The following is a 20063-nucleotide window of genomic DNA, read 5'->3' as shown; positions in this document are numbered from 1 at the left end:
CGTTCGGGAGAAAGGCCGAACCAGACCGCGCCCGTTCGCGAAGCTGGAGCGATGGAGGCTCTCTCGGAGCAGTACCCGGTTTGGCTCCGCCCACCGATCGAGGGGCACACCGCCGACAGCCTCGACCGGCTGCCCGACCTTCCACCGCACACCGAATTGTTGTTCGGCGGCCTGGTCTTCAGCGCGCCCCAGACCCGCTTCCACGCGCGGACGGTCGGAGACCTGGACCGGCACTTGGACGAACAGGTGCCGGAGGGTTGGGAGGTCTGGTGCCGTATGGGGCTGAAGCTGGACCACCGCAACCGCCCGGAGCCCGACGTGATGGTCGTCGACCTCGCCGCGGACACCGGGCCCGATCAGACCTTCTGCCACGCGAAGGACGTCCTGCTCGTCGTCGAGGTCGTCTCCCAGGAGTCCGGGGAGCGCGACCGCGAAGTCAAGCCGCGCAAGTACGCCGCCGCCGGCATCCCCCACTTCTGGCGGGTCGAGTGCGACGAGGGGCGGCCCGTGGTCCACACCTACGAGATCGACCCGGCCACCGGGCTCTACGGGCTGACCGGGATCCACCACAAGCAGCTGAAGGTGGACCGGCCGTTTCCGGTCGACATCGATCTCACCTGATCCGTTCCGATCGGGGCCGCTGTCCGGATGGTGGACGCCGGATGTCAGGCTCTGGGACATCGGCGTAGCCTCCGAACATGTCTCGCACGATTCGTCTCGCAGTAGTCCCCGGTGACGGTATCGGCCAGGAAGTGGTGGCCGAGGGCCTCAAGGTCCTGGAGGCTGCGCTTCCCGCCGATGTGAAGCTGGAGAGCACCGAGTTCGACCTCGGCGCCCGGCGCTACCACCGGACCGGTGAGACCCTCCCGGACAGCGTCCTGGCGGAGCTCAAGGCCCACGACGCGATCCTGCTCGGCGCCATCGGCGACCCGAGCGTGCCGTCCGGTGTGCTGGAGCGGGGGCTGCTGCTGAAGCTGCGGTTCGCCTTCGACCACCACATCAACCTCCGGCCGGGTCGGCTCTTCCCGGGCGTGAAGTCGCCGCTGGCCGGCGAGCCGGAGATCGACTTCGTGGTCGTCCGCGAGGGCACCGAGGGCCCGTACGTCGGCAACGGCGGCTCGCTGCGCACCGGTACCGAGCAGGAGGTGGCCACCGAGGTCAGCCTCAACACCGCCTTCGGCATCGAGCGCGTGGTGCGCGACGCCTACCGCCGGGCGCAGGCGCGCCCGCGCAAGAAGCTCACCCTGGTGCACAAGAACAACGTGCTGGTGCACGCCGGCCACCTGTGGACCCGGATCTTCGAGCAGGTCGGCACCGAGTTCCCCGAGGTCACCACCGACTACCTGCACGTCGACGCGGCGACCATCTTCTTCGTCACCCAGCCCGAGCGGTTCGACGTCATCGTGACCGACAACCTGTTCGGCGACATCCTGACCGACCTGGCCGCCGCCGTCACCGGCGGGATCGGCCTGGCCGCCAGCGGCAACATCAACCCGAGCGGCGCCTTCCCGTCGATGTTCGAGCCCGTGCACGGCTCGGCCCCGGACATCGCCGGCCAGGGCAAGGCCGACCCGACCGCCACCGTGCTGTCGGTCGCCATGCTGCTCGACCACCTCGGGTACGCCGCCGAGGCCGCCCGGATCGAGGCCGCGGTCGCCGCGGACCTCACCGAGCGCACCGGCACCCGTACCACCTCCCAGGTCGGCGACGCGCTCGCCGCCCGAGTATCCGCCTAGGAGGCCGGGACCCCGACAAACGGTGTTCCGGCCCGGTGGGCCGGACCCCATAACGGCAGCTTGCGGTTCTCCAAGGAGTCCGCGACTGTTCGGCACGGCCCTCTGGATGCGAGTATCGACAGTGGGCCGTGCCGTCGTGCGTCCGTACCGGAGCGTGAGTCCGGGACGAGCACCGGCGGAGGCGGCCCTGACCAACCCCACGGTGAAGGACACACAGCCATGAGCACGCCCACCCAGGCGCCCATCACGTTCGACCTCAAGCCCTCCGCGCACCCGCTGCCCCAGGCGGAGCGCGAGGCCCGGCTGGCCAACCCGGGCTTCGGGCGCGTGTTCACCGACCACATGGTCACCATCCGCTGGACCGAGGGCGTGGGCTGGCACGACGCCCAGCTGGCGCCCTACGCGCCGATCGAGATGGACCCGGCCAACATGACCCTGCACTACGGCCAGGCGATCTTCGAGGGCCTCAAGGCCTACCGCCAGGCGGACGGCTCGATCGCGACCTTCCGCCCGGAGGCCAACGCGCAGCGCTTCCAGGCCTCGGCCCGCCGGCTGGCGATGCCGGAGCTGCCGGTCGAGGCCTTCGTCGAGGCCGTCGAGCTGCTGGTCCAGCAGGAGCAGGCCTGGGTCCCGAACGAGCCGGAGCAGAGCCTCTACCTGCGGCCGTTCATGTTCGCCACCGAGGTCGGCCTGGGTGTCCGGCCCGCCAACTCCTACCTCTTCATGATCATTGCCTCCCCGGCCGGCGCCTACTTCCCGGGCGGCGTCAAGCCGGTCTCGGTCTGGCTCTCCGAGGACTACGTGCGCGCCGCCCCGGGCGGCACCGGTGCCGCCAAGTGCGCCGGCAACTACGCCGCCTCGCTGGTCGCCCAGGCCGAGGCCGCCGCGAAGGGCTGCGACCAGGTCGTCTGGCTCGATGCCGCCGAGCACCGGTGGATCGAGGAGATGGGCGGCATGAACCTCTACTTCGTGTTCGGCGAGGGCGAGGACGCCCGGATCGTCACCCCCGAGCTGTCCGGCGCCCTGCTGCCCGGCATCACCCGTGACTCGCTGCTGCAGCTCGCCGGCGACCTCGGTTACGCGGTCGAGGAGCGGAAGATCTCCACCGAGGAGTGGAAGCGGGGCAACGCCGACGGCACCCTGACCGAGGTCTTCGCCTGCGGCACCGCCGCCGTGATCACCCCGGTCGGCTCGGTGAAGTCCCGCGGCGGCGACTGGACCGTCGGTGCCGGCGAGCCCGGCCCGGTCACCATGGAGCTGCGCCGCTCCCTGCTCGCGATCCAGGGCGGCCAGGCCCCCGACACCCACGGCTGGCTGCACCGGATCGTCTGATCCCCCCGCTCCGGGCGGGCCGCTCCTGCGGCCCGCCCGGCCGCTCCGGCCCGGCCCGGTCACCCGGGGCCCGGCCGCCGTGACCCGCTCGTCGTGACCCGCCCGCCCCGGCGCGCTCGTTCCGGATGCCGAGACGGGCGGGCCGCGGCGCGGACGATGTGCCAGACTGCCGACGTGTCCTCGCTTTCGCTGATTATTAGCAGCAGGCGCGCCGGTCCGCAGTGACCGCTTCCGCACCACCCGATGCGGAGCGACCACCAGCGTCCAGACCCGCGCGCAGACCTCTCGCACCCGCGAGGGGTCTTTTTGTTTCCCCCGGACCGGCCGGAGCCCCCACAAGGGGCCGAGGGACACCGGGTGCGCGCGGGATGCTGGACAGTGGAGCCGGAATCAGAACCGGCAGAGCAGTAGACGGACCTCCCGGAACGGAGACCCAGGGTCATGACCCAGGCGAGCAACCTCCCCGACGACGCCTTCCACGTTTTCGACACCACCCTGCGCGACGGCGCCCAGCGCGAGGGCATCAACCTCACGGTGGCCGACAAGCTCGCCATCGCGCGGCACCTGGACGAGTTCGGCGTCGGCTTCATCGAGGGCGGCTGGCCCGGAGCCAACCCCCGGGACACCGAGTTCTTCGCCCGCGCCGCCGAGGAGCTCGACCTCCGGCACGCCCGGCTGGTCGCCTTCGGCGCCACCCGGCGGGCCGGCGGCAGCGCCGCGGACGACCCGCAGCTGGCCGCCCTGGTCAACTCCGGCGCACCGGTGATCACCCTGGTCGCCAAGTCCCACGACCGGCACGTCGAACTGGCGCTGCGCACCACCCTGGACGAGAACCTGGAGATGGTCCGGGACAGCGTCGCCCACCTGCGGGCGCAGGGACGCCGGGTCTTCATCGACTGCGAGCACTTCTTCGACGGCTACCGGGCGAACCGGGACTACGCCCTGGCCGTGGTCCGCACCGCCCACGAGGCCGGCGCCGAGGTGGTGGTGCTCTGCGACACCAACGGCGGGATGCTGCCCTCCGGCGTGCGCGACACCGTCGCCGACGTGCTCGCCGCGACCGGCGCCCGGCTCGGCATCCACGCCCAGGACGACACCGGCTGCGCCGTCGCCAACACCCTGGCGGCGGTCGAGGCCGGCGCCACCCACGTCCAGTGCACCGCCAACGGCTACGGCGAGCGGGTCGGCAACGCCAACCTCTTCCCGGTGGTCGGCGCGCTGGAGCTGAAGTGCGACCGCCGGGTGCTGCCGCCCGGCAGCCTCGCCGAGATGACCCGGATCTCGCACGCGATCGCCGAGGTGGTCAACCTCGCCCCCTCCACCCACCAGCCCTACGTCGGCTTCTCGGCCTTCGCGCACAAGGCCGGACTGCACGCCTCGGCGATCAAGGTCGACCCGGACCTCTACCAGCACATCGACCCGGAGACGGTCGGCAACACCATGCGGATGCTGGTCTCCGACATGGCCGGCCGCGCCTCCGTTGAGCTCAAGGGCAAGGAGCTCGGCTACGACCTCTCCACCGACCGGGACCTGGCCGGCCGGGTGGTGGCCAGGGTCAAGGAGCAGGAGAACCTCGGCTACACCTACGAGTCCGCCGACGCCTCCTTCGAGCTGCTGCTGCGCGACGAGGTGCGCGGCAGCCGCGAGCGCTACTTCGCCCTGGAGTCCTGGCGCACCATCAGCGAGCAGGGCCCGGGCGGCAGCGCAGGCAACGAGGCGACGGTCAAGCTGTGGGCCAAGGGTGAGCGGATGCTCGCCACCGGCGAGGGCAACGGCCCGGTCGACGCGCTGGACAAGGCGCTGCGCACCGCGCTGGAGCGGATCTACCCGCAGCTGGCCAAGCTGGAGCTGGTGGACTACAAGGTCCGCATCCTGGAGGGCCAGCACGGCACCGGCTCCAAGACCCGGGTGCTCATCGAGACCACCGACGGCACCGCCACCTGGTCCACGGTCGGGGTGGCCGACAACGTGGTCGCCGCCTCCTGGCTGGGGCTGGAGGACGCCTACACCTACGGACTGCTGCGGGCCGGACTGGAGCCGGACGCGGCCCAGGGCCGGGGACCGGTCAGCGGCCCGCCGCGCTGACACGACGGTGCGGCCCGGGGACCGGAGGGTCCGCGGGCCGCACCGTGCGGCCGTGCGCCGTGGAACGGTGCCCCGGGGTCACCGCAGCCGGGCGAGGAGGGCGTGTTCGACGAGGGTGATGAGGGCGCTCTTGGCGCTGTCGCGGCGTCGGGCGTCCAGCGTGATGACGGGTGTTTCGGTGCTGAGCTGGAGGGCTTCGCGGACTTCGTCGGGGGTGTGGGGCTGGTGTCCGTCGAAGCCGTTGAGGGCGACGACGAAGGGGAGTCCGCTGTTCTCGAAGTAGTCGAGGGCGGGGAAGCAGTCGGCGAGGCGGCGGGTGTCGACGAGGACGACGGCGCCGATGGCTCCGCGGACGAGGTCGTCCCACATGAACCAGAAGCGGTCCTGTCCGGGGGTGCCGAACAGGTAGAGGATGAGGTCCTCGTCGAGGGTGATGCGGCCGAAGTCCATGGCGACGGTGGTGGTCGTCTTGCCGGAGACGTGGCTGAGGTCGTCGATGCCGGCGGAGGCGCTGGTCATGACGGCTTCGGTGCGCAGGGGGTTGATCTCGGAGACGGCGCCGACGAGCGTGGTCTTGCCGACGCCGAAGCCGCCTGCGACGACGATCTTCGCGGAGGTGGTCGCGCGGGTGGGGGCGGCCGCGTTAGAGCTTGCGAAGTCCACTGAGGACCCTTTCGAGCAGCGTGACGTCGGGCTGGTTTCCGGTTTCGCCGCCGGAAGCGGGCTGGTGGATGGCGACGAGGCCGGCCTCGGCCAGGTCGGCCACGAGGATCCGGGCCACTCCCAGGGGAAGGGAGAGCAGCGCCGAGACCTCGGCCACGGACTTCACCTCGGTGCACAGGGTGCAGATCCGCTGGTGTTCCGGCAGCAGGGTGGCCAGTCGCTGCGGATCCACGTCGGCGGAGACGAGCGCCTCCAGGGCGAGCTCGTACCGGGGCCGGGTCCGTCCGCCGGTCATCGCGAACGGGCGGATCAGCGGGCCGCTGTCCGGCTCGTCCTCGTAGTCGTCGTACCCGGACCGGGACGGTCCGCCGGGCTGCTGCCCGGCCGACTGCCCGGCAGCCGGTCCGCGACCGGGGAGGTGGCCGGACTGCTGCCCGCCCGCCCCGCCCGGATATCCGGCCGGAGGAGCGTCGTACGAGGGCTGGGGCTGGGTGTACTGGTCGTACTGCCCCGGCGGGTACGGCTGGCCGTAGGCCGGCTGTCCGTAGGGACGGCCGTGCTGCTGGCCGTGCTGCTGGCTTTGCTGCTGCTGGCCGGGGAGCGGCTGGCCGTACTGCTGACCGTGGCCGACGACGCCGGGTGTTCCGAAGGCGTCGTGGCCCGTGCCAGGGTACGGAACGCCGTACTGGCCGCTGCGGTCGTCGGGCGGTGTCACGGTTCCTCTCCTCACAAGGTGCGGCGGTGCGGTGCGAGCTCGGGCACGAGTCCTGAGCCAGTGGTGCGAAGGCCGTACAACGTCCGAACCCGAGCCCGCCGAAGCGGGCCCGGGACGGACGTGGAGGTGCTTCGAATACCTGGACGGTATCCGACGAACCGTCAGTGCAGGAGACTGCCCTGGAGTTCTGCGCGGAGTGCGGGGGTGAGGACCGCGCCGGCGCGGTCGACGAGGAGGGCCATCTCGTAGCCGACCAGGCCGATGTCGGAGTCGGGGGCGGCGAGGACGGCAAGGGCGGAGCCGTCGCTGACGGCCATCAGGAAGAGGAAGCCCCGCTCCATCTCGACCACGGTCTGGTTGACCTCGCCGCCCTCGAAGATCCGGCTGGCGCCGGTGGTGAGGGAGGTGAGGCCGGAGGCGACGGCGGCGAGCTGGTCCGCGCGGTCGCGGGGGAAACCCTCGGACATGCACAGCAGGAGGCCGTCCGCGGAGACCACCACCGTGTGCGACACCCCGGGGGTGTTGTCCACGAAATTGGTGATCAGCCAGTTCAGGTTCTGTGCGGCCTGGCTCATCTGACTCAACTCAACGCTCCTGGTGGTTCGAGCCGCCGAAGAGATCGGTGCTGCGATTCTGCTGTCCGTTGCCGGACGGGTCTACCTGATCGGGGTCGATCCGGAAGCTTCCGGTACTGCCGGCGTTGCGGCCCTGCTCGACGCCGCGGCGCAGGTTGGTGAGACGGCCGCGGACCTCCTCGGGTGCGCGGGACACCTGCGGACCGTCCTGCGGGGTGGGCTGGGCGTTGCCCGGCACCAGGTTCTGCTTGGGCACGCGCCGGGGCAGGCCGGCCTGGGTGGTGCCGCTGGAGGAGGGCTCACGGAGCTTCTCCGCCCGCTGCCAGTCGCCGTCGTTGGGCGACTGCCAGCTCTGGCCGCCGGCCGCGGTCGGGCCGGTGGGCCCGTAGCCGCCGAGGGCGGACACGTCGTGGCCGCCGCGGGGCTCGGCCGGGGCGGCCGAGGTGTCCTTGGCGCCGGCGAACCAGTTGGGGGTCTCGCCGCTCTCCTGCGGGCCGGACGGGAACCCGCCGCCGGCCAGCTGCTGGCCGGGGCGGCGCTGCGGCAGCCCGGACGGCAGGGTGGCCGGGCCATTGTCGGCGGCGGCGGCCGGGAGGGCCGGCTGCTCCGGGGTGTACGGGTGGCCCGCGGGGGCCTCCCCGGCCCGGTCGGCGTAGTGCTCCCCGGCGTAGCCGGAGCGGTCGTAGCCGTCGCCCTGGGCGTACTCGTCCTGCTGCCCGTACCCGTCCTGACGGCCGTACTGGTCGTAGCCCTGCTGCGGGTACTGGTCGTAGCCGTCCTGCTGGTAACCGTCCTGCTGGTAACCGGCGTCCTGGCCGTACTCGTCCTGCTGGTAGCCGTACTGGTCGTCGGCGTAGCCGGACTGCTCGTAGCCCTGCTGCGGGTACTGCGCGTCCTGGCCGTAGTCCTCGTCGTTGCGACGGCCGTACGCCGGGTACTCGTCCTCGACCTCGGCGTCCAGCACCGGCCGGTCGCCCTCCGGGCCGGACTCCAGCGCGGCGCGGCGGACCTGGTCCAGGCGCTGCGAGCGCTGGACGGCCTCCAGGGCCGGGCTGAAGCCGCTGGAACCGGTGCCGTTGTGGCCGGTGAGGTGGTCGTCGAAGCCGAGTTCGGCGGCGCTGCGGGCCTGGTTCCGCTCGGGGGCCCACTCGGCGGCCGGCTCCTGGTCGGCGAAGATCCGGGAGACCGTGAACTGCTCCTCGGGCTCCGGCGCCGCGGCCATCTGGGTCAGGAACGGCGGCAGCATGACCAGCGAGGTGGTGCCCGCGGACTCGCCGGAGGGGCGGAGCTGGACGCGGACGTCGTGCCGCTGGGACAGCCGGCCGACCACGAACAGGCCCATGCGGCGCGAGATCGTGGCGTCCACCGTGGGCGGCTCGGCCAGCTTCTCGTTGATCTCCGCGAAGTCCTCGGCGGTGAGGCCGATGCCCTTGTCGTGGATCTCGACCAGCACCCGGCCGTCGGGCAGGCGGGTCGCGTTGACCAGCACCCGGGTCTGCGGGCTGGAGAAGGTGGTGGCGTTCTCGAGCAGCTCGGCGAGCAGGTGGACGAGGTCGGTCACGGCGGCGCCGACGACCTCGGCCTCGGGGATGCCGGAGAGCTCGACGCGCTCGTACTGCTCCACCTCGGAGGCGGCGGCGCGCAGGACGTCGACCAGCGGGACCGGGGTGTTCCAGCGGCGGCCGGCCTCCTCGCCCGCGAGGACGAGCAGGTTCTCACCGTTGCGGCGCATTCGGGTCGCGAGGTGGTCCAGCTTGAAGAGGTTCTCCAGCTGGTCCGGGTCGGCCTCGTTGTTCTCCAGGTCCGTGATCAGCGCCAGCTGGCGCTGGATGAGGCTCTGGCTGCGGCGCGACAGGTTGGTGAAGATCGCGTTGACGTTGCCTCGCAGCAGGGCCTGCTCGGCGGCGAGCGCGACCGCCTGCCGGTGGACCTGGTCGAAGGCCCGGGCGACCTCGCCGATCTCGTCCTTGCCGTACAGCGGGATCGGGACGACGTTGGTGTCCACCCGCTCCGGGTCGGTCTTGGAGAGCTTCTCGACCAGCTCGGGCAGGCGGTGGTCGGCGATGTCGAGCGCGGCGCTGCGCAGGGTGCGCATGCCGAGGATCATCGAGCGGGCCACGTAGCCGGTGAGCACACCGGCGAGGACCAGCGCGACGATGACGATCAGCGAGTTGAGGATGGCGTCGAAGCGCGCGTTGTCGCGCAGGTCGGCGGCGTCGGCGAGCACGTCGTCCAGCAGCACGACCTCGGTGGCGCGGAGGCTGGAGATGTGGGTGTTGGCGGCCTGGTTCCAGTTCTCCGGGGTGAGGCCGGCGTCCTTGGCCTCCTTGTACGCCCGGTCGGCCACCTCGCGGCCCTGCGACTGCCCGTTGGCGGCGGCCTGGGTGTAGGCGGCACCGATGTTGAGCAGGCCGCCCATGGTCGGGGCGCTGCCGTTGGGCATCCGGTACGCGGTCCGCTGGTCGGCGTTGGCCTGGGCGACCTGGGCGTCGGCGTACTTCTTGGCGTCCTCGGGGGCGCTGCCGGTGTTGAACTCGGAGAGCGCGGTCTGCTCGAGGCGCTGGGCGACCAGCAGCTGCTGGATCAGGTCGACGTTCTCGTAGCGGGTGGTCTTCTGGGCGGCGATGCCGACCAGGAGCTGCAGCATGAGGGCGCGCTGGGTCGAGGCGGAGGCCTTGGCCAGCGACATCGCGTAGATCGAGCGGCCCTTGCTGGTGAGGTTGCTGGAGCCGAGGCCGACCGAGTTGTCGTAGGCGAGCAGCGGGGCGAACATCACCGAGTAGGCGCTGACGGTCGCGGAGGCGAACAGCGTGTCGCTGTAGGCGGTGGCGCGCAGCTGCGGCAGGAAGACGACCATCTGCTGGAACGCGTCGTGGCGCCGGGGGAGCTCGCCGGACTTGTCGCTCGCCTCGTAGGCCGCGTTGTACGACTTGAGGGCGGCGTCGGTGGTCGAGCGCGCCTTGGTGACGTCGTTGTTCGGGTCCTGCTTGGTGATCAGGGGTATGAGCGTCTTGTCGCGCTCGCTCTCCAGTGCCTCGGAGAGCTCGGTGGCGGCCTTGGCGAGGGCCGCGGTGCGCTGGGCGCGGTCGGCCTTGACGAAGCCGTCGATCGAGGTGTTGACGCGGAGGCCGCCGAAGACCAGGGCGATGATGACCGGGATCAGCAGAATCGCGATCAGACGGGCCGGCACGCGCCAGTTGCGCGGCCGCACGAAGTCGTACCGGCTGCTCTTCGGTCCGGCGGTGTCCGCGCCCTGACCGCTGCCGGACCCGAGGACCGGGGCGCCCGTGGGGCGGTCCTTCCCGGTGCCGGGCGGCTGCGGTGCCGGGGCGGCCTGGGGCCGCTCCTCGGTCGGGGTGAACGCCGAGAACCCGCCGGGTTCCGGTGCCGTGCCGTTCGGCTCGCTCTGGCGGGGCTCGGAGCGCCGCTGCGGGGCGACCTGCTGCTTACGCCTCACTCGACAACTACCTCTCGGCCGACAGGCGGCCATGGATCAATCCAGCGCTACCCCCGGTGGCCGCGGCTCCGGGGAGCGGAGCGACAGCCGTACGGGATCCAGGGGTAGCTGGAATTTCAGCACGTGCAGGGATGGGGGACAAACAGCTGCTGGTGGGCGCTGTGTGCGGTGCAATTTAGGACATTCGCCGACAACTTGGAGCAAAACTGTGGTCTTCTGGCGCTGAGTGACGCTGATTCGCTACAAACAGTCATTGTTGATCACGAAATGCCTACCGAACTGTTATCCGCTGCTTATGCGAGGGTCTTGCGCGTGGCGCCCGGGCGACACCTCCCCGCAAGCGAACGTGCCCCGGCACCCCGTCGGTGCGACGGGGTGCCGGGGCCGCCGACCTGGGACCGCGCTCAGCGGAGCCGGGCGAGGAGGGCGTGTTCGACGAGGGTGATGAGGGCGCTCTTGGCGCTGTCGCGGCGTCGGGCGTCCAGGGTGACGACGGGGGTTTCGGTGCTGAGCTGGAGGGCTTCGCGGACTTCGTCGGGGGTGTGGGGCTGGTGTCCGTCGAAGCCGTTGAGGGCGACGACGAAGGGGAGTCCGCTGTTCTCGAAGTAGTCGAGGGCGGGGAAGCAGTCGGCGAGGCGGCGGGTGTCGACGAGGACGACGGCGCCGATGGCTCCGCGGACGAGGTCGTCCCACATGAACCAGAAGCGGTCCTGTCCGGGGGTGCCGAACAGGTAGAGGATGAGGTCCTCGTCGAGGGTGATGCGGCCGAAGTCCATGGCGACGGTGGTGGTCGTCTTGCCGGAGACGTGGCTGAGGTCGTCGATGCCGGCGGAGGCGCTGGTCATGACGGCTTCGGTGCGCAGGGGGTTGATCTCGGAGACGGCGCCGACGAGCGTGGTCTTGCCGACGCCGAAGCCGCCTGCGACGACGATCTTCGCGGAGGTGGTCGCGCGGGTGGGGGCGGCCGCGTTAGAGCTTGCGAAGTCCACTGAGGACCCTTTCGAGCAGCGTGACGTCGGGCGTTCCGCCCGACTCGCCCGCGGCGGCGGGCTGGTGGATGGCGACGAGACCGGCCTCGGCCAGGTCGGCCACGAGGATCCGGGCGACACCGAGCGGGACACCGGCGAGCGCGGAGATCTCCGCGATGGACTTGACCTCCCGGCAGAGGTTGACGATCCGGGCGTGCTCGGGCAGCAGGCCACCGGTCCGCTCGGCGGAGCCGGTGGTCGAGATCAGGGCCTCGATCGCGAGCTGGTACCGCGGTCGGGTGCGGCCACCGGTCATCGCGTACGGGCGGACCAGCGGCTGCTGCTCGTAGCCGTCGGACTGCTGCCCGCCGTAGCCGCTGCCGTACCCGTTGCCGTACGAGCCGGCGGGATTCGAAGGCGGGGTCATGGGTCCTCCTTGTGCTGCAGCCTGGGGCAGCCGGTTCCAGCTGGGGCGATGCCAGCTGAGGCGAAATCAGCTGCCTGAGGGTAGCTGAGGGTGGAACGCCGGGTCCGGTCGGGTCGGACCCGGCGGGGAGGTGGGACGGTGGAAGTACCGCTCAGGGCGACTCAGTGCAGGAGACTGCCCTGGAGTTCTGCGCGGAGTGCGGGGGTGAGGACCGCGCCGGCGCGGTCGACGAGGAGGGCCATCTCGTAGCCGACCAGGCCGATGTCGGAGTCGGGGGCGGCGAGGACGGCGAGGGCGGAGCCGTCGCTGACGGCCATCAGGAAGAGGAAGCCCCGCTCCATCTCGACCACGGTCTGGTTGACCTCGCCGCCCTCGAAGATCCGGCTGGCGCCGGTGGTGAGGGAGGTGAGGCCGGAGGCGACGGCGGCGAGCTGGTCCGCGCGGTCGCGGGGGAAACCCTCGGACATGCACAGCAGGAGGCCGTCCGCGGAGACCACCACCGTGTGCGACACCCCGGGGGTGTTGTCCACGAAATTGGTGATCAGCCAGTTCAGGTTCTGTGCGGCCTGGCTCATCTGATTCAACTCAACGCTCCTGATGATCTGCGGCGTTGCCGTCGGTCCGGCCTCCGAAGCTATCGAACCCGGCCTGCTGGGCACCATGGTGGGAACCGGCCGGATTGGCCGGCGGCTGACCCGCGGCCTGCTCGGCACCCGCCCGGCGGCCCTGCTGGATGCCGCGGCGCAGGTTGGTCAGGCGGCCGCGGACCTCCTCGGGCGCCCGGGACACCTGCGGACCCGTCATCGGGGACGACTCGGCGGTCCCGGAGACCAGGTTGGCCTGAGGGGTGCGCCGGGGCAGGCCCGACATGGTGACCCCGCTGGTCGAGGGCTCGCGGACCTGCTCGGCCCGGCGCCAGCGCTCGTCGTTGGCGGACGGGCGCCACGGCGCGTCGCCGGGCTGCTGCTGGCCCGGGGCCTGCTGCTGGGCCTGCTGCTGGGGCGCCTGCTGCTCGGGCCGCGACTGCGGGGCCTGGGCCTGCGGTGCCTGCTGCTGCGGTGCCTGGCGCTGGGCCTGCGGCTGCTGGGCCTGCTGCTGGGGCTGCCGCTGCTGCGGCGCCTGCTGCTGCGGGCCCTGCGGTCGCTGCGGCCGGCCCTGGGGGGCCTGTCGGCCGCCGTCCTGGGCCGGGAAGCCCGGGGCCGTGGTGCCGGGACGGCGCGGCTGGTACGCCTGCTCGCCCGGGCGGCCCTCCTCGCGGTACCAGCCCTGCTCGGCCGGCGCCCCGCCCTCGGACGGGCCGGACGGCAGCGCCATCGGCTCCTGCCGCACGGGCGGCTGTGCCGCCTGCTGCTGCGGGGCCTGCGGCGGCTGGACGTTCCGCTCCGGACGGCCCGGGTTCGGCACGCTCGGCAGCACCGGCTCGACCAGGCCGAGGCCCAGCGGGTCGCGCGGGTCGATGTCACTGGCCTCGAACCGGGGCCGGGCGAGCTGCTGGGTGCTCTCCGCCGAGGAGGGGTCGGCCGCCGGCAGCGGCTGGGGCTGCTGGGCCTGCGGCAGCGGCTGCTGCCGGCCCGGCTGCGGGCGGTCGCCCTGGGCGGGCTGCTGCGGACGGCCGCCCTGGCCCTGCTGCGGGCCCTGCTGCGGCCGGCCCTGCGGACCGGGACGGCCCTGGCCGGGGCGCTGGCGCTGCGGCAGCCCGTCCTGCGGGCGCTCGCCGGGGCGGGCACCCTGCGGTGCCGGCGCGCCGGGACGGCCCGACTGGTCGGCCCAGCCGTGCTGCGGCTGCTCGCCGCCGCGGGCGGCGGGGGCACCGGCGCCCTGCGGACGCTCCTGGCCGGGACGGCGTGCCCCCGGACCGCTCTGCTGCGGGCCGCCCTGCTGGGGGCCGTTCTGCTGCGGACCGTTCTGCTGGGGACCCTGCGGGCCCTGGGGGCCGCCGGGCTGCCGCTCGCGACGGGGCAGACCACCGGGCGCGCCCTGCGGCGGCCCCTGCCGGCCGGGGGAGCGCTGCGGGAGGCCGCCCTGCTGGTTCGGGGTGCCCTGCTGCGGCGGGGTCTGCCGGCCCGGAGCCGGTCGGCCCTGGCCGGCACCCGGCTGGTTCGGGGCCTGCTGGCCGGGACCCTGCTGGGTGGGAGTGGCCGGACGACCGGCCTGCGGCGGGTTCTCCCGCAGCGACTGGCCGATCTGGCGGGTCGGCAGACCGCCGGCCGGGGCGCCCGGGGCACCCTGGCCGCCGGACGGGCCGGGACCGCCCTGGCCGAGCTGCGGCCGGCCCTGCGGAGCGCCGCCCGCCGGAGCCTGGCCGAGCGCGGCCCGGTCGCCGCCGCGGCCGCCCTGGCCGGCCGGCATCTGGCGCTGCTGGCGCGGCGTCGGGGCGACCCCGCGCTGCTGCTTGGGCTGCTGCCCGCCGCCGGGGCGACCGGCGCCGCGACGGTCGGCGGAGTTGGTGACGTCCACCGGGAGCATGACCAGCGCGGTGGTGCCACCGGAGTCGCTGGGACGGAGCTGGATGCGGATGCCGTGTCGCAGGGACAGGCGGCCGACCACGAAGAGGCCCATGCGGCGGGAGACGGAGACGTCCACCGTCGGCGGGTTGGCGAGGCGCTCGTTGATCTCGGCCAGGTCGTCCGGGCTGAGACCGATACCGGTGTCGTGGATCTCGACCAGCACCCGGCCGTCCGGCAGGGCGTGGCCGGTGACCCGGACCCGGGTCTGCGGGCTGGAGAACGAGGTGGCGTTCTCGAGCAGCTCGGCGAGCAGGTGGACGAGGTCGTTGACGACGCGGCCGGCGACCTCGGCCGACGGCACGGCGGCGAGCTCGATGCGCTCGTACTGCTCCACCTCGGAGGCGGCGGCGCGGAGCACGTCGACCAGCGGGACGGGGCGGGTCCAGCGGCGGCCCGGGTCCTCACCGGCGAGGACGAGGAGGTTTTCGCCGTTGCGGCGCATACGGGTCGCGAGGTGGTCCAGCTTGAAGAGGTTGGCCAGCTGGTCCGGGTCCGCCTCGCGGCTCTCCAGCTCGGAGATGAGCGACAGCTGGCGCTGGATGAGGCCCTGGCTGCGGCGCGAGAGGTTGGTGAACATCGCGTTGATGTTGCCGCGGAGGAGGGCCTGCTCGGCGGCGAGGCGGACGGCCTCGCTGTGCACCATGTCGAAGGCGTGGGCCACGTGGCCGATCTCGTCCGCGGAGTCGACGCCGACGGGTTCGACGGCGACGTCGACGTCGTGCGGGTCGGTCTCGGAGAGCGTCTTGACCAGCTCGGGCAGTCGCCGCTCGGCGACGTCCTCGGCCGCGGACTGGAGCCGGGTCAGCGAGCGCACCATCGAGCGGGCGATCAGACCGGCGCCACCGAGGGCGACGAGCAGCACCAGCGCGACGGCGGCACCGATGATCAGGGCTTCGGTGTCGGCCTGGGACTGGAGTTCCTGGGCCTTTCCGTCGAGGTCCTCGATGAGCTTGGACTCGATCCGGCGCTCGGCGGCGATCTTGGCGGTGGACTGCTCGTACCAGTCCTTGTAGCTGACGACCTCGCTCTGGTGGATACCGCTCTGCTGCAGGATCGAGCGGGCGTAGCGGTCGGCCGCGGCGACGACCGAGTTGTAGCTCAGCTGGCCGCGCAGGTTGTCCAGGTCGTGCGAGGTGTAGATGTTGTTGAAGCCGGTCAGCGCGTTGTCGTAGGACGACTTCAGCCGGATACCGAAGGACTCGTCGCTCAGGCTGAGGTCGGGGCCGCCCGGGTTGGCGAGCGCGGCGCTGATCAGCGCGCGCTGCTGCGAGGTGGAGTTCTTGGCGAGCGAGAACTGCTGCAGGGCGCGGGTCGCGCGGACCAGCTCGCGGTTGTTGGACGCGAGCGCGATGTCCTGGGTGATCGACAGCAGGTCGCGGATGATCACGTCGTAGGCGGTGATCGTCGCCTGGATGTTCTGGTTGTTCTGGTACGGGTTGCCACGCGCGTCGGAGACCGAGTTCAGGTCCTTGCGGATCTGGAAGAGCAGGGCCTTCCCGCCGGAGAGCTCGAGGTTCTCGAACTTGTCGGCGGACGCGGTGAAGGTGCGGCTGAGGTCGTCGGTGACCTTGCGTGCGGCGACGATGTCGTCGTCCAGCGGCGCGTTGGGCTTGTTGGTCATCGGCCCCGCGCTGACGTCCCGCTCGTTCTGCAGGGCGTTGGCGAGGTCGGTCGCCTTCTTGGCCAGGTCGGAGAGGTTGGCCATCTGGGCCAGCTGCTGCGAGGTCTCGAGCGAGGTCTGGATGCGCAGGCCACCGAGGACCAGCGCGACCATGACCGGGAGCGCGAGCAGCGCGATCAGCTTGCTGCGGATCCGCCAGTTGCGCATGGCGAGCCGGCTCATGCCCTTGGCCCGGCGCCGGGTCAGCGAGGACCGGAGCTTGCCGCGGGCCGACTTCCGCTCCGCGCCCTCCTCCTCGGGCCGCCCGATCACGTCGGGCGCCGGTTCGGCCGGACCGCCGGGGGCCGCCGCCGGCTGGGGGGCTGCCACCGGCTCACGCGACTCAGGGTCACCCGCGCCGCCGCTACCCCTTTTGAAACGTCCCTGCACTGGCGTCGCAACCTCTGGACCGGGCGTCCCGCCGCGTCGCCGCGGCCTGGACGGTGTGGAGTTTCCATCCGCACCCCGGCCGGTCCGGGAGAGCGGGTCACCGGGGTGGAGTACTCCCTACCCACGGTCCGTGGCATTCCAGCACAGCCGGGGAATCCCAACAAGGGCGAGCGGGGCACATCGGGCGGCACTACCGAACGCGCGCGGAATCTCACGGTCTGTACGGCAACCGGACCTGAATACCGCATTTTTCGGACACTCGTCAGATACATGCCAAGCAGAGCCGAGATCAACCTGATGCACGGCGCTTCGGGTATGACCGATATATCCGATATGCCGGTAAAAACTGATGCAGCGACATGTCGGATATAGGCATTATGTTCCGTGATTTGTGACGAAAATCACAGATGAATGTGTAGCTTTGGTCACGGTGCCTGTGGAAAGAGATCCGTAACCTTGCGGTATCCGGAGCACGGCCCCGATCAGCCTGCCCAGAATCCTCCCGAATCACTCAGGCCGGGGCCGATCTCGGTCGCCCGGCCACGACCTTGAGGTGCTGACGAGATGTCCCAGGCGAATAAGGCCGCCGAGTCCACGCTGTCCGCCGTCTCCACCGCGAACCCGCGCCGGACGACGCTGGCCTCGGTCGAGGACTTCGGCCAGATCCCCGGCGCCCGCGGGCCCGAGGCCGCCGTGACCTACCCGACCGACCTGCCCACCTCCACCGCCAACCCGCGACGCACCCGGCTGATGGTCGCTCCGGTGGTGAACGTCCCGCAGGACTGAAGCGTTCCGCATACGCCCCGAAGGGCCCCGCCACCCGGTGGCGGGGCCCTTCGCGTACCCGGGCGTCCCCGCCGGCGCCCGGACACCCCGGGCCGGCGGAGCGGCCGGTCCGGGGCCCGCGCGATAGCCTGGGCGGCGATTGAGCGGGGCCGGGTCCGAGGTGGGACCGGCCTCCACCAGCGCCCGGGCGCGCCCCGGGCGGCCGACGACGCGAGGGGTGCCCGAGCCGTGCGCATTGCCAGGTTTTCCGTCCGGGAAGGGAGCCCTGCCGCCGGCAGCGTCTCCTTCGGTGTGGTCGAGGGGGACCCGGCGCGGCCCGAGTCGCTGGTGGTCCACGGGCTGGCGGGCCACCCGTTCGGCCAGCCCCGGCCGACCGGTGAGAGCTACCGCTTCCAGGACGTCAGGCTGCTGAGCCCGATCCTGCCCAACAAGATCGTCGCGGTCGGCCGCAACTACGCCGCGCACGCCGCCGAGCTGGGCAACGCCGTCCCGGACGTCCCGCTCACCTTCTTCAAGCCCTCGACCTCGGTGATCGGGCCGACCGAGAGCATCGCCTACCCGCCGTTCTCCTCGGACGTCCAGCACGAGGCGGAACTGGCCGTGGTGATCGGCCGGATGTGCCGGGAGGTGCCGCTGGAGCGGGTCCCCGAGGTGATCCTCGGTTACACCTGCGCCAACGACGTCACCGCCCGCGACGTCCAGCAGCGCGAGGGCCAGTGGGCCCGCGCCAAGGGCTTCGACACCGCCTGCCCGCTCGGCCCCTGGATCGAGACCGACCTCGACCCCTCCGACCTCGCCGTCACCTGCACGGTCAACGGCGAGCTCCGGCAGACCGGCCGCACCTCCCTGATGGTCCGCTCGGTCGCCGAGCTGATCGTCCACATCTCCGAGGCGATGACGCTGCTGCCCGGCGACGTCGTCCTCACCGGCACCCCCGCCGGCGTGGGCCCGATCCAGGTCGGCGACGAGGTCGCGGTCACCGTCGAGGGCATCGGCACCCTCGCCAACAAGGTGGTCGAGCGCGCCTAGCGGCACCCTCGCGGACCCGGCCCCGGTGCCGGGTCCGCGGCGCCCCCGGAGGTCACCGGACGGCCCCCTTCCCGCTGCCTGGGGTTATCGATTTTGGAGCCGGGGCGGACGTCGGGTAATGTTCTTTCTGCGCCGCCCGGGAGGGCAACGACGAGGGAGTCAAAGCCCCCGCCGGAGCCGAGCGGGAGGCGCAAGCCCGAGATGCTCCCCCGACGGGGGTTCAACTCTGGTGGGGTATGGTGTAATTGGCAGCACGAGTGATTCTGGTTCATTTAGTCTAGGTTCGAGTCCTGGTACCCCAGCGCAGTACCCGCGGTCCACACCGCGACAAGTGAAGACAAGCCCCCGTTGTGTAGCGGCCTAGCACGCTGCCCTCTCACGGCAGTAGCGCCGGTTCGAATCCGGTCGGGGGTACTGGTCCCGCAAGGGACCGCCTGGAAAGCCCCCGTTGTGTAGCGGCCTAGCACGCTGCCCTCTCACGGCAGTAGCGCCGGTTCGAATCCGGTCGGGGGTACTGATTCCGCAAGGAATCGCCAGGATGCCCCCGTTGTGTAGCGGCCTAGCACGCTGCCCTCTCACGGCAGTAGCGCCGGTTCGAATCCGGTCGGGGGTACTGAAGCAGGAAGCCGATGGGGTTGCTCATCGGCTGATTGCTTTGTGTTGGGGTATGGTGTAATTGGCAGCACGAGTGATTCTGGTTCATTTAGTCTAGGTTCGAGTCCTGGTACCCCAGCCAGAAAAGAAAGGCCCCGGTCCCCGGGGTCTTTTTTGATTTCCCGGCCCTCCGGAATCCACCGGGAATCCACGGCGGTCCTCGACGGCAGTCCTCGTCCGAAGGGCCCCGCTCGACAACGAGCGGGGCCCTTCGCGGTTCGTGGGTGGGGGAGCGTGGGGGAACGCGGGGCGGTGCGGGGGTGGGTGGGGGACGGGCGGGTCAGCTGCGGCGCAGGGCCTCGGTGAGCCGGTTGGCGGCCTCGATGATGGCCTGGGCGTGCAGCCGCCCGGGGTGGCGGGTGAGGCGCTCGATCGGCCCGGAGACCGAGACGGCGGCCACGACGCGGTTGGAGGGGCCGCGGACCGGCGCGGAGACGGAGGCGACGCCCGGCTCCCGCTCGCCGATCGACTGGGCCCAGCCGCGCCGCCGGACCCCGCTCAGCGCGGTGGCGGTGAACCGGGCGCCCTGCAGGCCGCGGTGCAGCCGCTCGGGCTCCTCCCAGGCCAGCAGGACCTGGGCGGCCGAGCCGGCCTTCATCGGCAGGGTGCTGCCGACCGGGACGGTGTCCCGCAGACCGGAGAGCCGCTCGGCGGCCGCGACACAGATCCGCATCTCGCCCTGACGGCGGTAGAGCTGTGCGCTCTCGCCGGTGACGTCGCGCAGGTGGGTCAGGACCGGGCCCGCGGTGGCGAGCAGCCGGTCCTCGCCCGCCGCGGCGGAGAGTTCGGACAGCCGCGGGCCGAGGATGAACCGGCCCTGCATGTCCCTGGTGACCAGACGGTGGTGTTCGAGTGCGACGGCGAGTCTGTGGGCCGTGGGGCGCGCCAGACCGGTGGCGGCGACCAGCCCCGCCAACGTGGCGGGGCCCGACTCCAGTGCGCTCAGCACCAGAGCGGCCTTGTCGAGCACGCCGACGCCGCTAGAGTTGTCCATGCGCTAAGACTGCAGTCTCATTCCGCGAGACGCAAGTTCAATCTTCTGCGAAAAGCGCCACTCTGGATGCAGCAGCCCGGGAGAC

At 71.9% G+C, this 20063-nt stretch carries 15 protein-coding genes and 5 tRNA genes; 11 read left to right on the top strand and 9 right to left on the bottom strand.

Going from position 1 to position 20063, the window contains the following annotated elements; all coding sequences use genetic code 11:
* Positions 1 to 51: 51 nt before the first annotated feature.
* The 4 genes from BLU95_RS14840 (at position 52) to cimA (ending at position 5153) form a co-directional block, all read left to right on the top strand.
* The gene (locus tag BLU95_RS14840) at positions 52 to 621 is read left to right on the top strand and encodes a Uma2 family endonuclease (protein ID WP_093860424.1); all 570 of its coding nucleotides are present in this window, start codon (positions 52 to 54) and stop codon (positions 619 to 621) included.
* A gap of 77 nt (positions 622 to 698) precedes the next feature.
* Positions 699 to 1736: a 3-isopropylmalate dehydrogenase gene (locus BLU95_RS14835; RefSeq protein WP_093860423.1), complete on the top strand. Its 1038-nt coding sequence runs from the start codon at positions 699 to 701 to the stop codon at positions 1734 to 1736.
* A gap of 219 nt (positions 1737 to 1955) precedes the next feature.
* Positions 1956 to 3068, top strand: a complete 1113-nt coding sequence (locus BLU95_RS14830; RefSeq protein WP_093860422.1) for a branched-chain amino acid aminotransferase — start codon at positions 1956 to 1958, stop codon at positions 3066 to 3068.
* Between the two features lie 441 nt (positions 3069 to 3509).
* The gene (gene cimA / locus BLU95_RS14825; RefSeq protein WP_093860421.1) at positions 3510 to 5153 is read left to right on the top strand and encodes a citramalate synthase; all 1644 of its coding nucleotides are present in this window, start codon (positions 3510 to 3512) and stop codon (positions 5151 to 5153) included.
* A gap of 78 nt (positions 5154 to 5231) precedes the next feature.
* On the opposite strand, the gene BLU95_RS14820 is transcribed toward cimA, so the two are convergent.
* The 8 genes from BLU95_RS14820 to BLU95_RS14785 all read right to left on the bottom strand — a co-directional run bounded on the left by BLU95_RS14820 (position 5232) and on the right by BLU95_RS14785 (position 16455).
* Complete coding sequence (locus tag BLU95_RS14820; RefSeq protein ID WP_045944348.1) at positions 5232 to 5816, bottom strand: GTP-binding protein; 585 nt, start codon at positions 5814 to 5816, stop codon at positions 5232 to 5234.
* On the bottom strand, positions 5797 to 6531 hold the full coding sequence (locus BLU95_RS14815; protein ID WP_093860420.1) for a DUF742 domain-containing protein: 735 nt from the start codon (positions 6529 to 6531) through the stop codon (positions 5797 to 5799). Before BLU95_RS14815 ends, BLU95_RS14820 begins: the two co-directional genes overlap by 20 nt.
* Before the next feature lie 161 nt (positions 6532 to 6692).
* Complete coding sequence (locus BLU95_RS14810; protein ID WP_043468791.1) at positions 6693 to 7106, bottom strand: roadblock/LC7 domain-containing protein; 414 nt, start codon at positions 7104 to 7106, stop codon at positions 6693 to 6695.
* 10 nt (positions 7107 to 7116) lie between these two features.
* Positions 7117 to 10563 carry a nitrate- and nitrite sensing domain-containing protein gene (locus BLU95_RS14805; RefSeq protein WP_231978572.1) on the bottom strand — a complete coding sequence of 1149 codons (3447 nt, stop codon included), beginning with the start codon at positions 10561 to 10563 and terminating at the stop codon, positions 7117 to 7119.
* Positions 10564 to 10967: 404 nt separating this feature from the next.
* Positions 10968 to 11552, bottom strand: a complete 585-nt coding sequence (locus BLU95_RS14800) for a GTP-binding protein (protein WP_093860418.1) — start codon at positions 11550 to 11552, stop codon at positions 10968 to 10970.
* Positions 11533 to 11958: a DUF742 domain-containing protein gene (locus BLU95_RS14795; protein ID WP_030396694.1), complete on the bottom strand. Its 426-nt coding sequence runs from the start codon at positions 11956 to 11958 to the stop codon at positions 11533 to 11535. Before BLU95_RS14795 ends, BLU95_RS14800 begins: the two co-directional genes overlap by 20 nt.
* 161 nt (positions 11959 to 12119) lie before the next feature.
* On the bottom strand, positions 12120 to 12533 hold the full coding sequence (locus BLU95_RS14790) for a roadblock/LC7 domain-containing protein (protein WP_043468791.1): 414 nt from the start codon (positions 12531 to 12533) through the stop codon (positions 12120 to 12122).
* A 10-nt stretch (positions 12534 to 12543) separates the two neighbouring features.
* Complete coding sequence (locus BLU95_RS14785) at positions 12544 to 16455, bottom strand: nitrate- and nitrite sensing domain-containing protein (protein ID WP_231978571.1); 3912 nt, start codon at positions 16453 to 16455, stop codon at positions 12544 to 12546.
* A 624-nt stretch (positions 16456 to 17079) separates the two neighbouring features.
* On the opposite strand from BLU95_RS14785, the gene BLU95_RS14780 reads away from it, so the two are divergent.
* From BLU95_RS14780 to BLU95_RS14750, 7 genes are all read left to right on the top strand, one after another.
* Positions 17080 to 17301 (top strand): hypothetical protein, encoded by a 222-nt coding sequence (locus BLU95_RS14780; protein ID WP_093860417.1) that lies wholly within the window; start codon positions 17080 to 17082, stop codon positions 17299 to 17301.
* A 228-nt stretch (positions 17302 to 17529) separates the two neighbouring features.
* On the top strand, positions 17530 to 18330 hold the full coding sequence (locus tag BLU95_RS14775; RefSeq protein ID WP_093860416.1) for a fumarylacetoacetate hydrolase family protein: 801 nt from the start codon (positions 17530 to 17532) through the stop codon (positions 18328 to 18330).
* 230 nt (positions 18331 to 18560) lie between these two features.
* Positions 18561 to 18632, top strand: a tRNA-Gln gene (locus BLU95_RS14770).
* A gap of 39 nt (positions 18633 to 18671) precedes the next feature.
* Positions 18672 to 18744 (top strand) — tRNA-Glu (locus tag BLU95_RS14765).
* 27 nt (positions 18745 to 18771) lie between these two features.
* Positions 18772 to 18844, top strand: a tRNA-Glu gene (locus tag BLU95_RS14760).
* A 26-nt stretch (positions 18845 to 18870) separates the two neighbouring features.
* A tRNA-Glu gene (locus BLU95_RS14755) sits at positions 18871 to 18943 on the top strand.
* Between the two features lie 48 nt (positions 18944 to 18991).
* Positions 18992 to 19066, top strand: a tRNA-Gln gene (locus BLU95_RS14750).
* Between the two features lie 198 nt (positions 19067 to 19264).
* On the opposite strand, the gene BLU95_RS14745 is transcribed toward BLU95_RS14750, so the two are convergent.
* Positions 19265 to 19978, bottom strand: coding sequence for an IclR family transcriptional regulator (locus BLU95_RS14745; RefSeq protein ID WP_030306825.1), 714 nt, complete (start codon positions 19976 to 19978; stop codon positions 19265 to 19267).
* Between the last annotated feature and the right edge of the window lie 85 nt (positions 19979 to 20063).

The sequence above is a fragment of the Streptomyces sp. TLI_053 genome, assembly GCF_900105395.1.
In the GTDB taxonomy this organism is placed as follows: domain Bacteria; phylum Actinomycetota; class Actinomycetes; order Streptomycetales; family Streptomycetaceae; genus Kitasatospora.
Note: the sequence above shows the minus strand (reverse complement) of the source record. Positions and strands in the feature narration are given on the sequence as shown.